Annotated in this window: 15 protein-coding genes; 8 read left to right on the forward strand and 7 right to left on the reverse strand. The window is 71.4% G+C overall.

The features are described 5' to 3' along the window. Window positions 1-86 precede the first annotated feature (86 nt). The 4 genes from ABH935_RS31105 to ABH935_RS31120 form a co-directional block, all read right to left on the reverse strand. A complete protein-coding gene (locus ABH935_RS31105) occupies window positions 87-1,622 on the reverse strand; it encodes a condensation domain-containing protein (RefSeq protein ID WP_370381504.1) in 1,536 nt (511 codons plus the stop codon). A 389-nt stretch (window positions 1,623-2,011) separates the two neighbouring features. Then, entirely contained in the window at window positions 2,012-4,216 is a 2,205-nt protein-coding gene (locus tag ABH935_RS31110) for a penicillin acylase family protein (RefSeq protein ID WP_370381505.1), read from the reverse strand. Between the two features lie 54 nt (window positions 4,217-4,270). Then, on the reverse strand, window positions 4,271-4,564 hold the full coding sequence (locus ABH935_RS31115; RefSeq protein ID WP_370381506.1) for a DUF2218 domain-containing protein: 294 nt from the start codon (window positions 4,562-4,564) through the stop codon (window positions 4,271-4,273). A gap of 2 nt (window positions 4,565-4,566) precedes the next feature. Beyond that, window positions 4,567-5,088: a cyclopropane-fatty-acyl-phospholipid synthase family protein gene (locus tag ABH935_RS31120; RefSeq protein WP_370381507.1), complete on the reverse strand. Its 522-nt coding sequence runs from the start codon at window positions 5,086-5,088 to the stop codon at window positions 4,567-4,569. 161 nt (window positions 5,089-5,249) lie between these two features. Here ABH935_RS31120 and ABH935_RS31125 point away from each other — a divergent pair, with 161 nt between their 5' ends. After that, window positions 5,250-5,822, forward strand: a complete 573-nt coding sequence (locus tag ABH935_RS31125; protein ID WP_370381508.1) for a TetR/AcrR family transcriptional regulator — start codon at window positions 5,250-5,252, stop codon at window positions 5,820-5,822. A gap of 26 nt (window positions 5,823-5,848) precedes the next feature. On the opposite strand, the gene ABH935_RS31130 is transcribed toward ABH935_RS31125, so the two are convergent. Next, window positions 5,849-6,418, reverse strand: a complete 570-nt coding sequence (locus ABH935_RS31130) for a GNAT family N-acetyltransferase (RefSeq protein ID WP_370381509.1) — start codon at window positions 6,416-6,418, stop codon at window positions 5,849-5,851. A 9-nt stretch (window positions 6,419-6,427) separates the two neighbouring features. After that, window positions 6,428-7,060: a MerR family transcriptional regulator gene (locus ABH935_RS31135; protein ID WP_370381510.1), complete on the reverse strand. Its 633-nt coding sequence runs from the start codon at window positions 7,058-7,060 to the stop codon at window positions 6,428-6,430. Window positions 7,061-7,152: 92 nt separating this feature from the next. Between ABH935_RS31135 and ABH935_RS31140 the strand changes: the two genes are divergently transcribed. From ABH935_RS31140 to ABH935_RS31160, 5 genes are all read left to right on the forward strand, one after another. Next, window positions 7,153-7,329, forward strand: a complete 177-nt coding sequence (locus ABH935_RS31140) for a hypothetical protein (protein WP_370381511.1) — start codon at window positions 7,153-7,155, stop codon at window positions 7,327-7,329. A gap of 147 nt (window positions 7,330-7,476) precedes the next feature. Beyond that, window positions 7,477-7,551: a 50S ribosomal protein bL37 gene (locus ABH935_RS31145; protein ID WP_370343036.1), complete on the forward strand. Its 75-nt coding sequence runs from the start codon at window positions 7,477-7,479 to the stop codon at window positions 7,549-7,551. Window positions 7,552-7,704: 153 nt separating this feature from the next. Then, window positions 7,705-8,352: a hemerythrin domain-containing protein gene (locus ABH935_RS31150; protein WP_370381512.1), complete on the forward strand. Its 648-nt coding sequence runs from the start codon at window positions 7,705-7,707 to the stop codon at window positions 8,350-8,352. Window positions 8,353-8,469: 117 nt separating this feature from the next. After that, window positions 8,470-8,904 carry an RpiB/LacA/LacB family sugar-phosphate isomerase gene (locus ABH935_RS31155; protein ID WP_370381513.1) on the forward strand — a complete coding sequence of 145 codons (435 nt, stop codon included), beginning with the start codon at window positions 8,470-8,472 and terminating at the stop codon, window positions 8,902-8,904. Between the two features lie 176 nt (window positions 8,905-9,080). After that, window positions 9,081-11,012 (forward strand): CHRD domain-containing protein, encoded by a 1,932-nt coding sequence (locus tag ABH935_RS31160; RefSeq protein WP_370381514.1) that lies wholly within the window; start codon window positions 9,081-9,083, stop codon window positions 11,010-11,012. Between the two features lie 104 nt (window positions 11,013-11,116). Here ABH935_RS31160 and ABH935_RS31165 read toward each other — a convergent pair whose 3' ends face one another. After that, window positions 11,117-11,788, reverse strand: a complete 672-nt coding sequence (locus ABH935_RS31165; RefSeq protein WP_370355980.1) for a response regulator — start codon at window positions 11,786-11,788, stop codon at window positions 11,117-11,119. A 50-nt stretch (window positions 11,789-11,838) separates the two neighbouring features. Between ABH935_RS31165 and ABH935_RS31170 the strand changes: the two genes are divergently transcribed. Further along, on the forward strand, window positions 11,839-13,131 hold the full coding sequence (locus tag ABH935_RS31170) for a hypothetical protein (protein ID WP_370381515.1): 1,293 nt from the start codon (window positions 11,839-11,841) through the stop codon (window positions 13,129-13,131). Continuing rightward, complete coding sequence (locus ABH935_RS31175; RefSeq protein ID WP_370381516.1) at window positions 13,128-15,377, forward strand: histidine kinase; 2,250 nt, start codon at window positions 13,128-13,130, stop codon at window positions 15,375-15,377. Before ABH935_RS31170 ends, ABH935_RS31175 begins: the two co-directional genes overlap by 4 nt. Window positions 15,378-15,381: the final 4 nt, after the last annotated feature.

Here is a 15,381-nt window from a genome sequence, read left to right on the forward strand (position 1 = left end):
GCGGCACCTCCGGGGCACGCTGTCGGGGGGAGAGGGACGCTGCGATCCTTACCCGGGGGTTTGCTGGCAGAATCCTGATAGGAGCTTTACGGTGCCTGACGATTCCGGGAACGCCGGGGCGGTGCGGCGGGGTCGGCGGCTGTATCGGGTCGGGGCGCCGGCGGGGTTGTCCGCCGGATTCCGGTCGGTGAGTCACCGTCCGCCGCGGCCTCAACGGCGGCCCGCTCGATTCCCCACACCAGTTCCTCAGCCGTCTCCGGTGCGATGACATGCGTGTCGACGTGCACTGAAACAGCCAGCGCACCGACGGCATCGTCGATCGTGACCGACAACGTCTCGGCCGGCTCCGGCCCGCGGTGCAGCCACGCGAACGTCGACGAGCCGGTGCTGGCGTGGTCGAGGGCGGGCTCGGCGGCGTGCCGGTCGTTGAAGAACATCGCGAAGGCCGGCGCGCCGTTGTACGTGTTCTCATACTCGGCGGCGAACCGGCCGAGCATCGCCTCCAGCGCGTCGGGATCGAAGTAGGCGTTCTTCAGCGCGGCCAGCGTCGCACCCCGCGCCCGATCCACGGCCTCGTCGAACGTCGTGTCGCCCAGCTCCAGCACCAGCAGCCCGCTCTGCGCCACGAAGCACACGACGTCGGCCAGCGCCGGCCGGAACCGGTTCCCGACCCTCGGCCGCATCAGCACGCGATCGGCGCCGGTCACCCGCGCGAACGCGATCGCGGTCACGGCGGTGAGCACCGCCGCGTCATCCACCGTCCGCCGGGCCCCGACTGTCGCCACCGCGCCGGCGAGCGCGGGGGACACGAGGCATCCGGCCCAGTGACGAGGCCGGCGGGGACCGGGTTTGAGCACCGGCGGAAGTCCGTCCGCCAACCGGTCCAGGGCCTTGGCGAAGTATCGCAGGGTCCTGGCATCATGCCGACGTCCGGCCTCCGACGCCTGCCAGGCCGCCTGCTCCAGCGGCTGCATCCCCGTCGGCGCGGTCTGCTCGCGTCCGGCCACCTCGCGCATCATCACCGCCGCGCCACCCGCGTCGAGCGCCAGGTGATGCATGAGGACGACCAGATGCGTGCACACGCCGCCACTCCGCACGACGGCCATCCGCACCGGCCACTCCGCACGCAGGTCGTAGGGCCGCTGCCGATACACCGCCTCAACCCTGGCGGCCAGAGCATCAGGCTCCTGACTCGGCGGCGTGTCGTAGACCTCCAGGAACGTCTCACCCGCCGCCGCCACCCACTGCCGAACGGCACCATCGGCCAGGTCACCGAACACAAGCCGCGTACGCATCGACTGGTACCGGCTGTGCAGATACGCCAACTCCGCCGCGACATCCTCGACCCGCGTCCCAGGCGCCAGCGGCCGCCGCCCGCCCTGCGGCAACCAGTTGCGCTGCCGCCGCATCGTGGCCCAGATGTCACGCTGCCCCCACGTCAGAGCGGCACGACCAGCCTCCGCCCCGCGGAACGTCACCCGGATCCGCTGCGCCGGCAACGGCTCCGGCTGCGCCCCCGGCCCCAAACCCGGCAGCCACGCACCGGCGAGGAAGTCGCGATACCGCTGCCGCGTCCCGCCAAGTTCGACATCGGCGGCATCCGGATCAGCATCAGCCCGCACCTGGCCCCCTCGTCGCGTCGCCGAAAGGGCCAGGATAGAGATATGAGGGTTCTGTGACCTAGAGGCAGCTCCAGCCATGCGCCCACCGCACCGTGCTCACCAAATCCGGCGCCGCGCACCAGCCACGCGCCGAGCCCCGCCTTGACGCCGCGCCTGCCGTGCGATTCTCGCCAGGTTGCTCGACGGCCGTAGCTCGAAGGTCGGCTGGCGCCGCGCCTGCCGCATCGCCCTCGCCGGATCGGCTCGCGCGCTGAAGCTCTGGTACCACCTTCACACACCACGGCGGCGCGACTATGCCAGACCTGTCGCGCCGCCAGTTGTGTGCTGAGCCGCAGCCCGGCGTGCCGCCCACGCGACCACCGCCAGATCCGTCGCCGCACCAGTTCTCCCTACCGCGCCGCCTCCTCCAAATCCGCAGCGGCCCCGAGCGCGATCGGCGTCCCGATTCGCTCGATCACCTCCCAGTCGTAGTGCATCGGCACCAGCCGGGCCGCGTACCACTCGTCCGTCTGCTCGGGCACGACCCAGCCGCTGTTCTCCCAGTCGCCCAGGTCGAATGCGTACCGCGCGACCGAGCCGGAGCTCGCGGCCGTGGTCTCTATCCCGTGCAGGCCTGCGGCGCGCACCGTCTCGTTGTCGCCGGGCACCGGGCGCCCGGCCACCGCCGGTACTCCCGGCAGTAGCGCGGTGAAGCGGCACTGGTGCAGGCGGCCCCAGGTCCAGTCCTCCAGGTCCGGGCCGATCTCCTGCTCCAGGCGCTCCGCCGTCTGGTCCAGTGCCTGGCCGACCGCGTCGGACCAGGTGCCGAACATCGTCACGTCGCCGGCTCGCGCTCCGGCCAGCAGTGACTGGAACGACAGCCAGAGCGTGCCGGTGCGTTGTTGCGGTGACAGGAGCTGCGCGTGCGAGTTCGCCGCGTCCGGGAGCGGGACCAGCGACAGCAGTTCGCGGCGCGCCTCGGTGTACACCGTCGCGGCGATGGAGCCCAGGCCCATCGTGCCGTCCCAGCCGCGCAGGATCTCAAGGAGCTGCGATCGGCGGCTGCCCTCGGCGGCCTTCACGTGCTCCAGCGACGCCACGAACTCGCGCGCCGTCAGCGACGCCACGTCGCCGTGGATCCGCTCCATCGCCGCCCGGTCCAGGGTCCCGCCCGGCGTGCCGCCGTCGCCGTCAGCGCCGCCCGCCGCCACGCCCTCGCGCAGCAGCTGCAGGATCCGCGTAGCCCGCGCCGGCCCGGCGAAGTCGTGCGCCACATACGGCGTGGTGTCCGCACTGGGCCGGTTGTTCGCCGAAACCAGCAACCCCTCCTCAGGATCACGCGCCGCCGGCATCCGATCGAACGGCACCCAGCCCGTCCACGCGTACTCCGCATCCCACCCCGGCACCGCGGCCCACGAATTCGCCACATCCCGGGTCGGCACGCGCCCCCGCAACCGATACCCGATCGCCCCGTGCACGTCCGCCATCATCAGATGGTCCACCGGCACCGCCCAGCCGCGCATCACCTCGTCGAGCTCGGCGACCGATGTGGTCGTCAGCATCGGCAGCAGGCAGTCCAGCGTCCGGTCGGCCTCCGCGGTCCCGGTCCAGCGCAGCGCCAGCCCGGTGTTCGCCGCGTCGTCCTGCACCACCACGCCGCCGCGCTCGCTGGTGTACACCGTGATCTCGACCGGCTCGGCGTCCCGCACCCGGATCACCTCGGTCCTCGTGGACACCCGGTCCAGGTTCTCCACGAACAGGTCCTGGTCGTCGGCCATCCCATGCGTGATACCCCACGCCACCTGCGCGTTGTGCCCGAAATGCGGGAAGCCGGGGACGCCCGGAAAGGACAGCCCGATCGCGTCGAAAGCGTCGCAGGACACGTGGTTCTGCCAGTACGGCCCCGGCGTCTCGAACGGCCGGTGCGGATCCCCGGCCAGCAGCGGACGCCCCGAAACGGTGTGCGCCCCGGACACCACCCAGTTGTTGCTCCCTGCTGCCGGGTCCGCGGACGCGGCGACCGTCTGCACCTCGGCGAGACCGTTCAGCCACTCGCGGACCTTCTCGCCGTGGTCCTCCGGCGGCCCCTCGACGTCGACCCGGTGCACCGCCCCGGTCGGCACCACGACCAGCTCGTCCCTGGCGTTGGCTCGTACCCGCCACACCACGTCGGCCGGCACGACCGGCAGCAACGCGGTCCGGAACAGCTTGTGCGCCATGCTCCCCATGCCGACGTGCCGGCCGAGATACACCGCGACGCTGTGCCAGGGCTCCCACGTCGCCGGCGCCTCCGGCAGGTCGCAGCCGGCCAGACTCCCGGGCAGCGCCGCGTTCACCCCCTCGGCGTACGCGACGAACACCGCCTTGGTCTCGTCGGCCAACACCTCATACGAACGGCGGGCCGCCGCCGCGAGGCCGACCCGCCGGGAGAACGTGTCGTCGGAAAGCGCCCGCGATCCGACGACCTCAGCCCACGTCCCCAAGGCTTTGCGCCGGACGTACTCCATCTGCAGGCCCCGGTCCAGGACCGCCAGATGCCCCTGGGCCCGGAACGCCGCCTCGACGGACGCCGCGCGGGCGTGGGGGATGCCGTATTGATCGCGAAAAGCCTCCATGGTCAGCCATTCTGCATGGCCGCCCTTGCGATCGGCAGCAGGGCCTACCCCGATCTACCCCCAGAACACTGTCAACCCGTCACGCCGCCCGACCCGCTCCAGCGTCCGGGTCACGGCCTGCTGCAAGGCTTTGAGCTGCTCCTCGTCGTCCGCGGCGATGCGCAGCACGAGCGCGGCCGGACCGGCGGTCAGCTCGCACACCGCGGTCCCGCGCGTTATCCGGCCGGTGGTGTCGGAGGTGGCCTCGGCCTTTGGGCCGCCGTGGTGCATGCGTGCGGCGTGCGAACACAACTGTTGGAGATAGCGGGACGCGCGGTCGGTGGGTACGCGGGCTTCAACCGTGGGCATAGTCAGGATTCCTCTCGATCACGGGTAGAACTAGTGGAACGGCTGCAGGTGACGAGCCAAGAGGCGACTCCGTCAGGAGCCAGATTCGAGATGCTCGTTGTCTCGCGGACCTCGTCCACGGTCCAGCCGTCGGTGAACGCCTCCCGGATGGCGGCGAGCGAAACCGTGTGCGGCGGATCCGGCGGCCCGACGTGCTGGTCGCTGTAGCACAACAGATGCAGCCGTCCGCCCGGCGCCAGCACGGTCCCCAGGCCCGCGACGTGCCGAGCCCGACGCGCCGGGCTCTGGTAGGCGTGGAACACCAGCGAGTCCAGGACGGTGTCGTACGTCGTGCCGCCGCCGAGGTCGATCAGCTTCCGGGCGTCGAAGTGAAGAAATCGGGTCCGGTTCCCGAGCCCGCGTTTCGCGGCCTGCCCCTCGGCCCAGTCCAGGGCCGCCCGGTCCAGGTCGTAGCCGGTCACGTGCAGCCCCGACGCCGCTATACACAGTGCGTTCTCCCCGTATCCGCACCCCACGTCCAACACCCGGCCGCTGAACCCGCCGGACGTCCCAGGGGGCGCGCGGCGAGCCGTAGGGGTCCCATTTCGGGGTTCGATGTTCTGTCACCGCTCCAGTTTTTCAATACACACTGTCTCTGTCAATGACGTAGTGTCTCGATCGTGGACAGGCTGTATAACATGGAGCCGTGCCCAAGATCTGGAGCGACAGCCTCGCCGACCACCGCGACTCCGTCCGCGAGGCCATCCTCGACGCCACCGCGGCCCTGGTCGCCGAGCACGGCCTGACGGCCGTCACCATGTCGGGCATCGCCCAGGCCAGCGGCATCGGCCGCGCCACGCTCTACAAGTACTTCCCGGACGTCGCCTCGATCCTCGCCGCCTGGCACGACCGCCAGGTGGTGCAGCACATGGCCGAGCTGATGGCGGCGGCGGCGAAGGCGGACGCCGACGACCGGCTCGAAGCGGTGCTCCGCGCCTACGCGCACCGCAACCGCCGCGACCGCGAGGGCCACGGCGGCGCCGACGTCGCCGCGTCCCTGCACAGCTCAGTCCAGGTGCACCAAGCCCACCAGCACCTGGAAAACTTCGTCGGCCAACTGCTCGCCGACGCCGCCGAACGCGGCGCGGTCCGCTCCGACGTGCCGCCCGCCGAGCTCGCCGTGTACTGCGTGAACGCGCTGAACGGCGCCGGGAGCCTGCCGTCGAAGGCGGCGGTCGATCGGCTGGTGGGAGTCACGCTCGCGGGGCTGCGCGGCTAGGGCAAGCGCCTACGACCCACGCTCGGTCAAGCCGGCCGCCTCCGCACATGCCGGTGCCCCGCGTCAGGGAACTGCGGCGGCATCGGCGCGAGCACCGAGTCCAGAACGTACCCGCACTTCTGCGCAACGCGGCACGACCCTTCGTTGCCGACCGTGTGCAGCAGCTCGATCTCGTCGGCCGGCAAGATGTCCTGCCCGCCGAACAGCCAATCCGTCACCGTCTCGACACACCGCGACGCAATGCCCTTGCCCCGAGCCGCAGGCGTCGTCCAGTAACCGACGCCGGTCGCGAGCGACTTCGGCGGGTCGGCAGCCATGATCCCGACATGGCCGACGACCGCACCCTCGGTCCCGACAGCCTCCATGACTGCGACAGCCCAGCTCAGCGCGGTGCCCTTCACCCAACCCGCGTCGCGGTCGGCGAGCCACGCGCGGGCGGCGTCCTCGTCGGCGACGGCACTCGTCAACCAGCGACGCATCACCTCATCGCGATGGGCCGCGACGAGCACCGCGATATCCGAGTCCTGCCACGGACGCAGCAGCAAAGCAGGCGTCGTCGTCGCGGGCTCCACTGCCAAGGTGAAAGGCGCCGTCATGCCGACCATTCAACAGGCCCGCAGCAGTTCCACGTACGCCCACAACCGCGCAGCCCCCGCCAACAAAGCCGCCGACCGCTCGTTCAACGAAAGCCGCCGGTCGGCCAGCGCCTCCGCCAGCGCCTCCGAACCACCGGTACGGCGCAGACCCTCGATGATCGGCCGGATGCGGTCGAACAGGTAGTAGCTCTCGCGCAGCGTCTGGATGATGCGGGCGTCGCGGACGTCCAGCGCGCCGTACACGCGGTATCCGGTCCCTGATTCGCGCGCCGGTTCGAGCAGCCCCGCCGCCTCCCACACGCGCAACGCCGACGTGCGCACGCCGAGCAGCCGCGCCAACTCGCCCACCCGCAGCCCGCCCGGCGCGTCGGCCGCCGGCTCCTGGGCCACGGCCGCCGCCAGCGTCCGCTCGATCTCCACCAGCGACGCACGGCCCTGATGCAGCGCCGCGTGCGCCGCGTCCAAAAGCTCCAGCGCCTCGCTGGTCCGGCCCTCGCCGGCCGCCGCCACGATCGCCCGCGCGCCCGGCGCCCCCACCCCCGGAGCGAGAGCCGTGTACGCCACCAGCGCGGCCAGGTGCCGCTCGTCGTAACGCCGGTAGCCCGACTTGCTTCGCTCCGCCTCGGCGCCGAGGGATCGCATACCGGGGAGTACCTGCGGCGCGCGGTCGCGGCCGAACAGGCTGTCACGGTCGACCAGACAGCCACGGCCGACCAGGCAGGTGTCGCCGCACGATGACCCCCGAATTCCTGAAGACCGTGGCCGATTCGGCCGGCCGCGTCGCCGACACGTTCCAGTCGCTCCCGTTCCGCGCCGACCGCCCCTACGACCCGCGTCCGGTTGCGACCGTCGCCGCCGAGGAGTTGGCTGTTCTGTGTGCGGTCGTGGCGGCCCGGTGCCGCCGGTCCTGACCGTGAGTGCCGGGCGGAACCTGTCGGCGACGCAGCTGATCGCACGCCGCGTCCGGGACCGGGCGCGCAAGGAGGCGATCAGAGCCTGATCGGGACCATAGACTTGCGTTCTCGCCCGGGTGCTCCGGGCGGATAAGGAGGACTCATATGGCTAAGCGTGGCAACAAGAGGCGGGGACGCAAGAAGAAGGGCGCGAACCACGGCAAGCGCCCCAACGCCTGACCAGGCGCCCCAGGTCCCGCTCCGAGCTGCTGCTCAGAGCGGGACCTTGTCGTTTCCGGCGCGAGCCTGTTAGTACACATCTCATAACTTACATCTCTCGGTTATTATGAGTTCCGTATCAATGAGTGTGATCCGACTGACGGAGGCCCCATCGTGAGCACAGAGCCCATCATGAGCACAGATCCCGGTCACATCGACTTCACCTTGATGTACGTCACCCACGACGCCTTCCGCCGCGACCTGTCCCGGTTGCGCGAGGCCGCCGCCGAAGGCCGCACCGGCAGCGCCGGCGTCCAGGCCGGCTGGGCCAACTTCAAGCTGCAACTGCACGTCCACCACACCTCGGAGGACGAGGCGCTGTGGCCCCGCGTCGAGGCCGCCTCCGCCGGCCGCACCGACGCCGCCGAGATCCTGGCGGCCATGGCCGCCGAGCACGCGCGTCTGGATCCACTGCTCGAAGCCGTGGACGCCGCGATGCGCCGGCCCTCGGCCGCTCCCGCGGAGCTGACCGGAGTCGTCACGGACCTGGAGACCGCGCTCGGCGGCCACATGAAGCACGAGGAAGAAGCCGCGCTCCCGCTGATCCAGGAAGTTCTGACGCCCAAGGACTGGGCCGCGTTCGGCCGGGTGATCCAGCGCAAGCAGGGCTTCTCCGGCGGCGCCGCGTACATCCCGTGGGCCATCGACGGGGCCGACGCCGACCAGCGCACGGCGTTCTTCAAAGCCCTGCCGCCGCCTGTCAAGGTCCTGAATCAGCTGCTCTTCAGTCGGCGCTACCACAAGCGGCACCCCTGGGCCTGAGGCGCCGCGCGGCGCGCGCTGGTCGGGCTGGTCGGGCTGGTCGGCCTGGTCGGCCCGGCCGCATGGTCCAATGGACACGGAGCTCGAAAGGACCGAAACGGGACGAGGAGTGGGACCATGCGCATCGCGGTGTCGGCGGACGAGGTGGCCGGGGTGGCCGCGGAGATCGGCCCGGAGCTGGAACGGCGCGGCCACACGGTCCTGCTCTTCGGCGCGCTGGTGCCGGGGGAGCGCACCGATTGGGCGTGGTGCTCGGAGGCCGCCGCCCGGGCCGTCGCCGACGGCCGCGCCGACCAGGCGGTGGTGGCCTGCTGGACCGGCGCCGGGGCGTCGATCGCGGCCAACAAGGTGGACGGCGTGCGCGCCGCCCTGTGTACGGACGCTGTGATGGCCGACGGGGCCCGCAAGTGGGCCGACGCCAACGCCCTCGCGCTCAGCCTGCGCCTGACCTCCGGGCCGTTGCTGGTCGAGATGCTGGACGCCTGGTTCGTCGGCGCGCCGAGCCCCGATCCGGCCGACGCCGCGAACGTGGCGCACGTCGCGGAGATCTGACCGAGTCGAGTTTTGATCCGCCCGAGGCCTGACCCCGAACCACGGCAGGGGTGCAGGCACCCCTCGGCCATCCGCATGCCTGCATGATCGAACCCTGACCGCCCTTCGCGGATGCTGGAACCAGCCTTAGAACCGGCGTACGACAATCGCCGGGGGCCAGTCCCAGGGGGAACATCATGCGGGCCAGGATCACCACCAAGGCACAGAACTCCGCGGCACAGAACTCCGCGATGCAACTGGCCGAGACGCAGACCGGCTACACGCCGGTCACGCCGATCGCCACACTGCCGGCCGTCAGGAGCCGGAGCTCCGTCCGGGCCAAGGGCGTCGGTGCGGCGACCCTCGCGGTCGTCGCCGTCACCGGCACCGTCATCGGCCTTGGCCTGAACGGCGGCAAGGCCGGGGGCGCCGCCGCCTCCGGCAAGTCCGGTATGAGTGGTATGAGTGGCATGACCGGCCAGTCCGGCGCCTCGGGCGCCGACACGCAGGCCGTCACCACCGAGGCCGCCGGCTACGTGCAGCCGGACACCTACGCCTTCAAGACCGTCGACGACAGCGCCGACCCGACCTTCAACCAGCTGCTCGGCATCAACGGCCAGGGCGTCATCGCCGGCTACTTCGGCTCCGGCGCGGCCGGCCACCCGAACCAGGGCTACACCGTCCACAAGAACGCCACGTCCTTCGTGAACGAGAACTTCCCCGGCTCGGTGCAGACCCAGGTGACCGGCCTCAACGACCGCGGCGTGACCGTCGGCTTCCTCTCGCACGCGAACAACGGCAACCAGATGAACGACAACGAGGGCTGGTACTCCCTCGACGGCCGGTTCCACCAGGTCGTCTTCCCGGCTTCCAGCAACGCCTCGCCGCCGGTGGACCAGCTGCTCGGCGTCAACGACTCCGACATCGCGGTGGGCTTCTACAACGACGCCGCCGGCAACAGCCACGGCTTCCGCTACGACATCGACCGCCACTCCTTCCACGACGTCGCCGTGTCCGGCGCCACCAGCACCGCCGCGACCGCCATCAACGGCCGGGGTGACGTCGCAGGGTTCTACACCGGCGCCAACGGCAACCAGAGCGGCTTCCTGCTCACCGCCGGCGGCAAGCTGACCCCGCTGAACTTCCCCGGCGCGACCATGACCCAGGCGCTCGGCGTCAACAACAAGGACGAGGTCGTCGGCCTGTACCAGACCGGCTCCGGCACCACCGCGCAGACGCACGGCTTCACCTGGACCCCCAAGCAGGCCTACCTGACCGTGGACGACCCGAACGGTGCCGGCGGCACCACCGTCAACGGCCTGAACGACGCCGGCGCGCTGGTCGGTTTCTACGTCGACGCGGACGGCAACACACACGGCATGCTGGCCACGCCGCAGAAGGTGACGACCACGCGCCACCTGTCGCTGAACCCGATGCCGCAGGGCTCGGTCACGTTCGGCAAGGACAGCTCCGGCATGCTGACCGCGCACGTGTCAGCCTTCGGATTCACCCCGGGGTCGAGCCACGTCGCGCGGATCGTCGTCCCGGGCCGGGACAAGCCGGTCGCGACCTTCACCGCCCCGCTGACCGCCGACGGCACCGGCAAGATCGACCAGAGCGTGATGACCGCCGGCAGCGTCAGCCGTCTGCCCTCCGGGAGCCACTTCGAGATCCTGCTTGGCACCGGCAGTGACTCGCTGTCCGTGCAGCCGATCGCGCAGAGCTGGAACCTGCCGCAGCGGCCCTTCGGCGACGACCCGATGCCGCTCAAGGGTGTGGACGTGAAGTCCGACACCCGGCTCGACGGCGACGCCACGCTGGTCTTCAACTCCGCCACGCACCAGCTGACGGTCACCGTGGACGCGACCGGCCTGACCCCCGGCGCCCACGCCGTGCACATCCACCTGGGCAGCTGCGGCAGCCAGGGCGGCGTCCAGTACATGCTGACCGACCTGCGGGCCGACTTGCAGGGCCGGGTCGTGCACCAGAGCCAGACCATCGCCAACGTCGCCGCGATGCCGGCGCCGGGCACCGCCTACCTCAACGTCCACCTCGGCGACATGAACTCGATTCTGGCCGGCGGCCAGCCGACCCCGGCCTTCCGACCGCTGCTGTGCGGGAACATCTGATGAGTCCGACCGCTGTACCGGGACGCCGCATCGCGGCGTCCCGCCGGCGTTCCCGCAGCTCCGGCCGGTGGTGTCGGTCAGGCCAGTCAGGGCAGTCGTGCCGGTCAGGCGGTTCGCGCGTCGAGCAGCTGCAGGACCGCGGCCACGCGCCGGTCGAGGCCCTGATCCGCGCCGAGCCCGAGCTTGGAGAACAGGGCATTGATGTGCTTCTGCACCGCGCGCTCGGTCAGGAACAGCGCCTCGGCGATCGCGGCGTTGCTCTTGCCCTGCGCCATCTGCTCCAGCACCTCCCGCTCCCGGTTCGTCAGCTCGGCCAGCGGCGAGCCGTCGTCGGACCGGCGCTTGCGGTTGACCAGCGCCTCCACCAGGACCGGGTCCAGCGCCGAGCCGCCGGAGGCGACCTGTTGCAGGGAACGCTCCAGTTCCGCGACGTCGCCGATCCGTTCCTTGAGCAGGTAGCCGGCTCCGGAGGCGCCGTCGCGCAGCAGCTCGTACGCGTACTGCGGATCGGCGTACTGGGTCAGCAGGACCACGCCGGTCCCGGGGTAGCGCGACCGGATCACGGCCGCGGCTTTCAGACCGTCGGTGCCGTTCTCCGGAGGCATCCGGATGTCGGTGAGCACCACGTCCGGCCGGTGTTCGGCGACCGCCGCGAGCAGTTCGTCGGCGTCGCCGACCGCCGCCACCAGCTCCACGCCGTCCAGCGCGTCGAGCAACGCCGCCGTCCCGGCGCGCAACAGGTAGTTGTCCTCCGCAAGGACGACCCGGATCGCCATGGCCTCCCCTTGGGGGCTCGTGCTTACATGTCGCGAGGGGGTGAGCTGTGATGTCCGGTCGAACGATGCCGACCCGCCTGGACCGGCAGCCGACGGCCCTGCGCCTCGCGGAGTGGGCCGCGGTCGCGGTCTTCGTCATCGCAGTATACGAGGTCATCGTGGCCGGCGGCGTGGCGCTGTGGCCGCACGCCGACGACGCCTGGATCCTGGCGCTGTGGGTGGCCGCGGCGGCGATCAGCGCGTCCGGGATGACGACGGTGCGCGGCGCCGTGCGCAGGGCTTTCGTGCGGATCCGGCCCGCCGCGGCGGGGCCGTACGCGACGCTGGTGGCTTTCGCCTCCGGGGTGGCGGCCGCACCGATGGAGGAGACGCTGCCCCGGCTGGCCGAGCTGGTGGCGCAGGGGACCGGGGCCCGGCAGACCGAGGTGTGGCTGGCGGACCCGGACGGCGGTTTCCGGCGGGCTTCGAGCTGGCCCGGGGCCACCGAGCCGGCCACGGTCGCCAGCTTCGCCGCCCTCGCCGAGCTGCCGCAGGCCTCCGAGGTGGTGCCGGTCAGCGACGGCGGTGAGGTGCTCGGGGCGTTCACCGTGGCCGGTTTCGACGGCGGCTACTTCACTCCGCGCGACCTCCTGCTGGTCGGCAACGTCGCCAACGCCGCCGGCCTGCTGCTGCGCACGGCCGATCTCGAAGCGCGGCTGGTTGAGCGGGTTCAGGCCGAATCGGCGCAGGCCGAGATCCTGCGGGAGTCCCGGCGCCGGGTGGTCGCGGCCCGGGACACCGCGCGCGAGCAGATCGGCCAGCAGATCCAGACAGAGGTCTGCGATCCGCTGGAGGCGCTGATCGGCCGGATGTCGGGCCTGCGCGCGGAGATCGCCGGGATGCAGGACGCGCTCCCGGCGATGACCGGCGAGGTCGAGGGCGTGATCACGCGGTTCCGGCGGGTGGTGCGGGGCGTGTATCCGTCGGTGCTGGTGGACCACGGTTTGGAGGCGGCGCTGGGCAACCTGCTGGAGACCGTCGAACGTCCGACGACGCTGGAGGTCGGCGAGGTGCCCAGGTGCCCGGCGCGGATCGAGGCCTGTGTCTACTTCTGCCTCGCGACCATGGTGCGCGGGTGGCCCGACGGCGAGGCCCGGTTGCGGATCGCGGTGACGGCGGTGGACGACCGGCTGCGCGTCACGATGGTTGATCCGCAGGCCTCTGAGATGTCTCACATCGCCACGCCGGCGGTGTTGGAAGCGGCCGGCGACCGGATCGCCGCCCTCGATGGGACACTGACGTCGAGCACTGATTCGGACGGGCTCCACATCGAGATCGACGTTCCCGCGACGGAGCCGGCATGACGACGGCGAGTGAGGTTCGGGCCATGGAGTCGGCGCCGGTTGCGGGCGCCGCGCGTCCTTCTCGTCGGCCGTTGGCCGAAGCCGCGTGGTATGTGCTGGCCACGGCCTATGTGCTATTCGTGCTCGGCTGGCTGGGCGTCGGCTTGGTGTGCTCGGTCGCCGCGCATGACGCGGGGCTGCATCAGTGGGCTGTCACGGCCGCGGCCGGACAACACGGGCACACCGGGATCGACGTCGGGCGCGGGCTGGTCGCCGGGATCGAGCACAGCACGTCGCTGGTGGACACCGTCCTGGACTACACGTTCAGCGTCGTGAACCTGGTCACGGCCGGGCTGCTGGTGGTGCTGGGGCGGCGCGACCGGACGGTGCGGCTGTTCGCGATCGAGATGGTCGGGGCGTCCGGGGCGTTCAACCTCCAGGCGCACGCCGCGATCGAGGCCGTGGCTTCGTCTTACGGGGTGCGGATCGGCTGGTGGCACTCGGCGCTGCTGCACGGCGTCGGGGGAGTGGCGTACGTGCTGGCCCTGCTGATCTTTCCTGACGGGCAGCTGCCCTGGCGAGGGAGCAGGCCGATCAAGGCTGTGGTCGGCGTCGCGGTTGTCGGCGCGCTCGCGCTGTTGGCCGTCTCCACGGCGGACTACCCGCACACGGTCAGCTTCGTGCTGTTCTTCGGCGTGCTGACGCCGGTGGCCGGGATCGCCGCGCAGCGCTGGCGGATGCTCCACGCCGCCGATGCCGAGCAGCGGCAGCAGTCGCGGGTGCTGTTGTGGGCACTGGGGATGTCGTTCGCCGTCGCCGCGGTGCTGGCGGGAGCGGCGATCGCCGGGCGGTACGTCGACGCGCCGGGGTTGGCGGGCATCGCCTCGCGGAACACAACGTTCTGGATCTTTCGTGCGGTGTTCACGGCGCTGCCGATCGCGGTGGTGGTCGGCGTGCTGCGGTTCCGGCTGTGGGATGCCGAACGATTCTTCAACAAGACCCTGATATATGGGTCCTTGGTCGCGTTGAGCGGCGCCGGCTGGGTCTTCGGCGTGGTGCGCGTCGATGCGCTCTTCGGACTGTCGAACGACTGGACCGCGCCGCCGCAGCTGGTCGGGATGGGGCTGCTCGCGCTCGCGGTGCAACCGGTGTGGCTGGGGGTGCAGAGGCTGGCCGACCGCCTCGTCTACGGCCAGAGAACGCCGCCCTACCAGGTGCTGGCTGCGGTGTCGGCGATGTCCCAGGTCAGCGGGCCGGCTGAGGAGACGCTGCGGATGCTGGCCCGGACCGTCGCCGAAGGGCTGTCGGTGCCCTCGGCCGGCGTCTCGGTCGCCGTGACTTCTACCGAGCGGGTGTACTACGGCTGGCCGGACGACATCGCAGAACCCGGAGAACAGCACTGGACGCCGCTGGAATACCAGGGCGAGGTCGTCGGCGGGATCGGGATTCCGCGGGACGCGCACCGATCCCTGGCGCCGGACCGCCGCCGCGTCCTCGCCGACGTGGCGCAGGCTTCCGGGGTTATCGTTCGCAACGCCCGGCTCACCATCGACCTCGAACACCGGCTGCGCCGCATCGAGGCGCTGTCGGTCGAGGTGCGGGCTTCGCGCCGGCGCATCGTCGCCGCGCAGGACGGCGAACGGCGCGAGCTGGAGCGTGATCTGCACGACGGTGCGCAGCCCGAGCTCACGGCCGTGCGCCTGGCCCTCGGGCTGCTCGCTCACGCCGCACGGCGCGGTGGCGACGCCGATCCCGACGCGGTTCGTGCGGCGGCGGACCGGGCCGTCACCCAGACCGAGGCGGCGCTGGCCGGGCTGCGTCGGACGATGCGCGGCCTGGACCCGCAGGTGCTCGGACAGGACGGCCTGGTCGCGGCGCTGCGGGAGCGTGCCGAATACCTGAACTGCACGACCCGGTTCGAGCTGCCGGAAGCCGTGGCCGGCGCACGGTTCGAGCAGTCGGTCGAGGCCGCCGTGTACTACTGCTGCTCCGAGGCGATGCAGAACGCTGCCAAACACTGCCCGGGGACCGAGGTCGTGGTCTCGCTCAGCTTCCAGCCCGGTGCGCGCCAAGGCGACGCGGGCCGGCTGACGTTCGCCGTCGCGGACTCCGGCCCCGGCTTCGACGTGGCCGCCGCCTACGAGCAGGAGCCCGGCGGCCTGGTGAACATGGCCGACCGGATCGCGGCCGCCGGCGGCGAGGTGCGGATCTCGTCGGTGCCGGAGTCGGGGACGACCGTCATGGGGTGGGTGCCTGTCGTGGCCTAGCATG

This window comes from Catenulispora sp. GAS73 (genome assembly GCF_041262085.1).
Lineage (GTDB): Bacteria > Actinomycetota > Actinomycetes > Streptomycetales > Catenulisporaceae > Catenulispora.

Bases quoted from the DNA above. Each gene is read 5' to 3' on its own strand.
- ABH935_RS31135 (WP_370381510.1), bottom strand. From the start codon at position 7,060: ATGCGATCCCTCGGCGCCGAGGCGGAGCGAAGCAAGTCGGGCTACCGG.
- ABH935_RS31155 (WP_370381513.1), top strand. From the start codon at position 8,470: ATGCGCATCGCGGTGTCGGCGGACGAGGTGGCCGGGGTGGCCGCGGAG.
- ABH935_RS31140 (WP_370381511.1), top strand. From the start codon at position 7,153: ATGACCCCCGAATTCCTGAAGACCGTGGCCGATTCGGCCGGCCGCGTC.
- ABH935_RS31130 (WP_370381509.1), bottom strand. From the start codon at position 6,418: ATGACGGCGCCTTTCACCTTGGCAGTGGAGCCCGCGACGACGACGCCT.
- ABH935_RS31170 (WP_370381515.1), top strand. From the start codon at position 11,839: ATGTCCGGTCGAACGATGCCGACCCGCCTGGACCGGCAGCCGACGGCC.
- ABH935_RS31175 (WP_370381516.1), top strand. From the start codon at position 13,128: ATGACGACGGCGAGTGAGGTTCGGGCCATGGAGTCGGCGCCGGTTGCG.
- ABH935_RS31115 (WP_370381506.1), bottom strand. From the start codon at position 4,564: ATGCCCACGGTTGAAGCCCGCGTACCCACCGACCGCGCGTCCCGCTAT.
- ABH935_RS31160 (WP_370381514.1), top strand. From the start codon at position 9,081: ATGCGGGCCAGGATCACCACCAAGGCACAGAACTCCGCGGCACAGAAC.
- ABH935_RS31110 (WP_370381505.1), bottom strand. From the start codon at position 4,216: ATGGAGGCTTTTCGCGATCAATACGGCATCCCCCACGCCCGCGCGGCG.
- ABH935_RS31165 (WP_370355980.1), bottom strand. From the start codon at position 11,788: ATGGCGATCCGGGTCGTCCTTGCGGAGGACAACTACCTGTTGCGCGCC.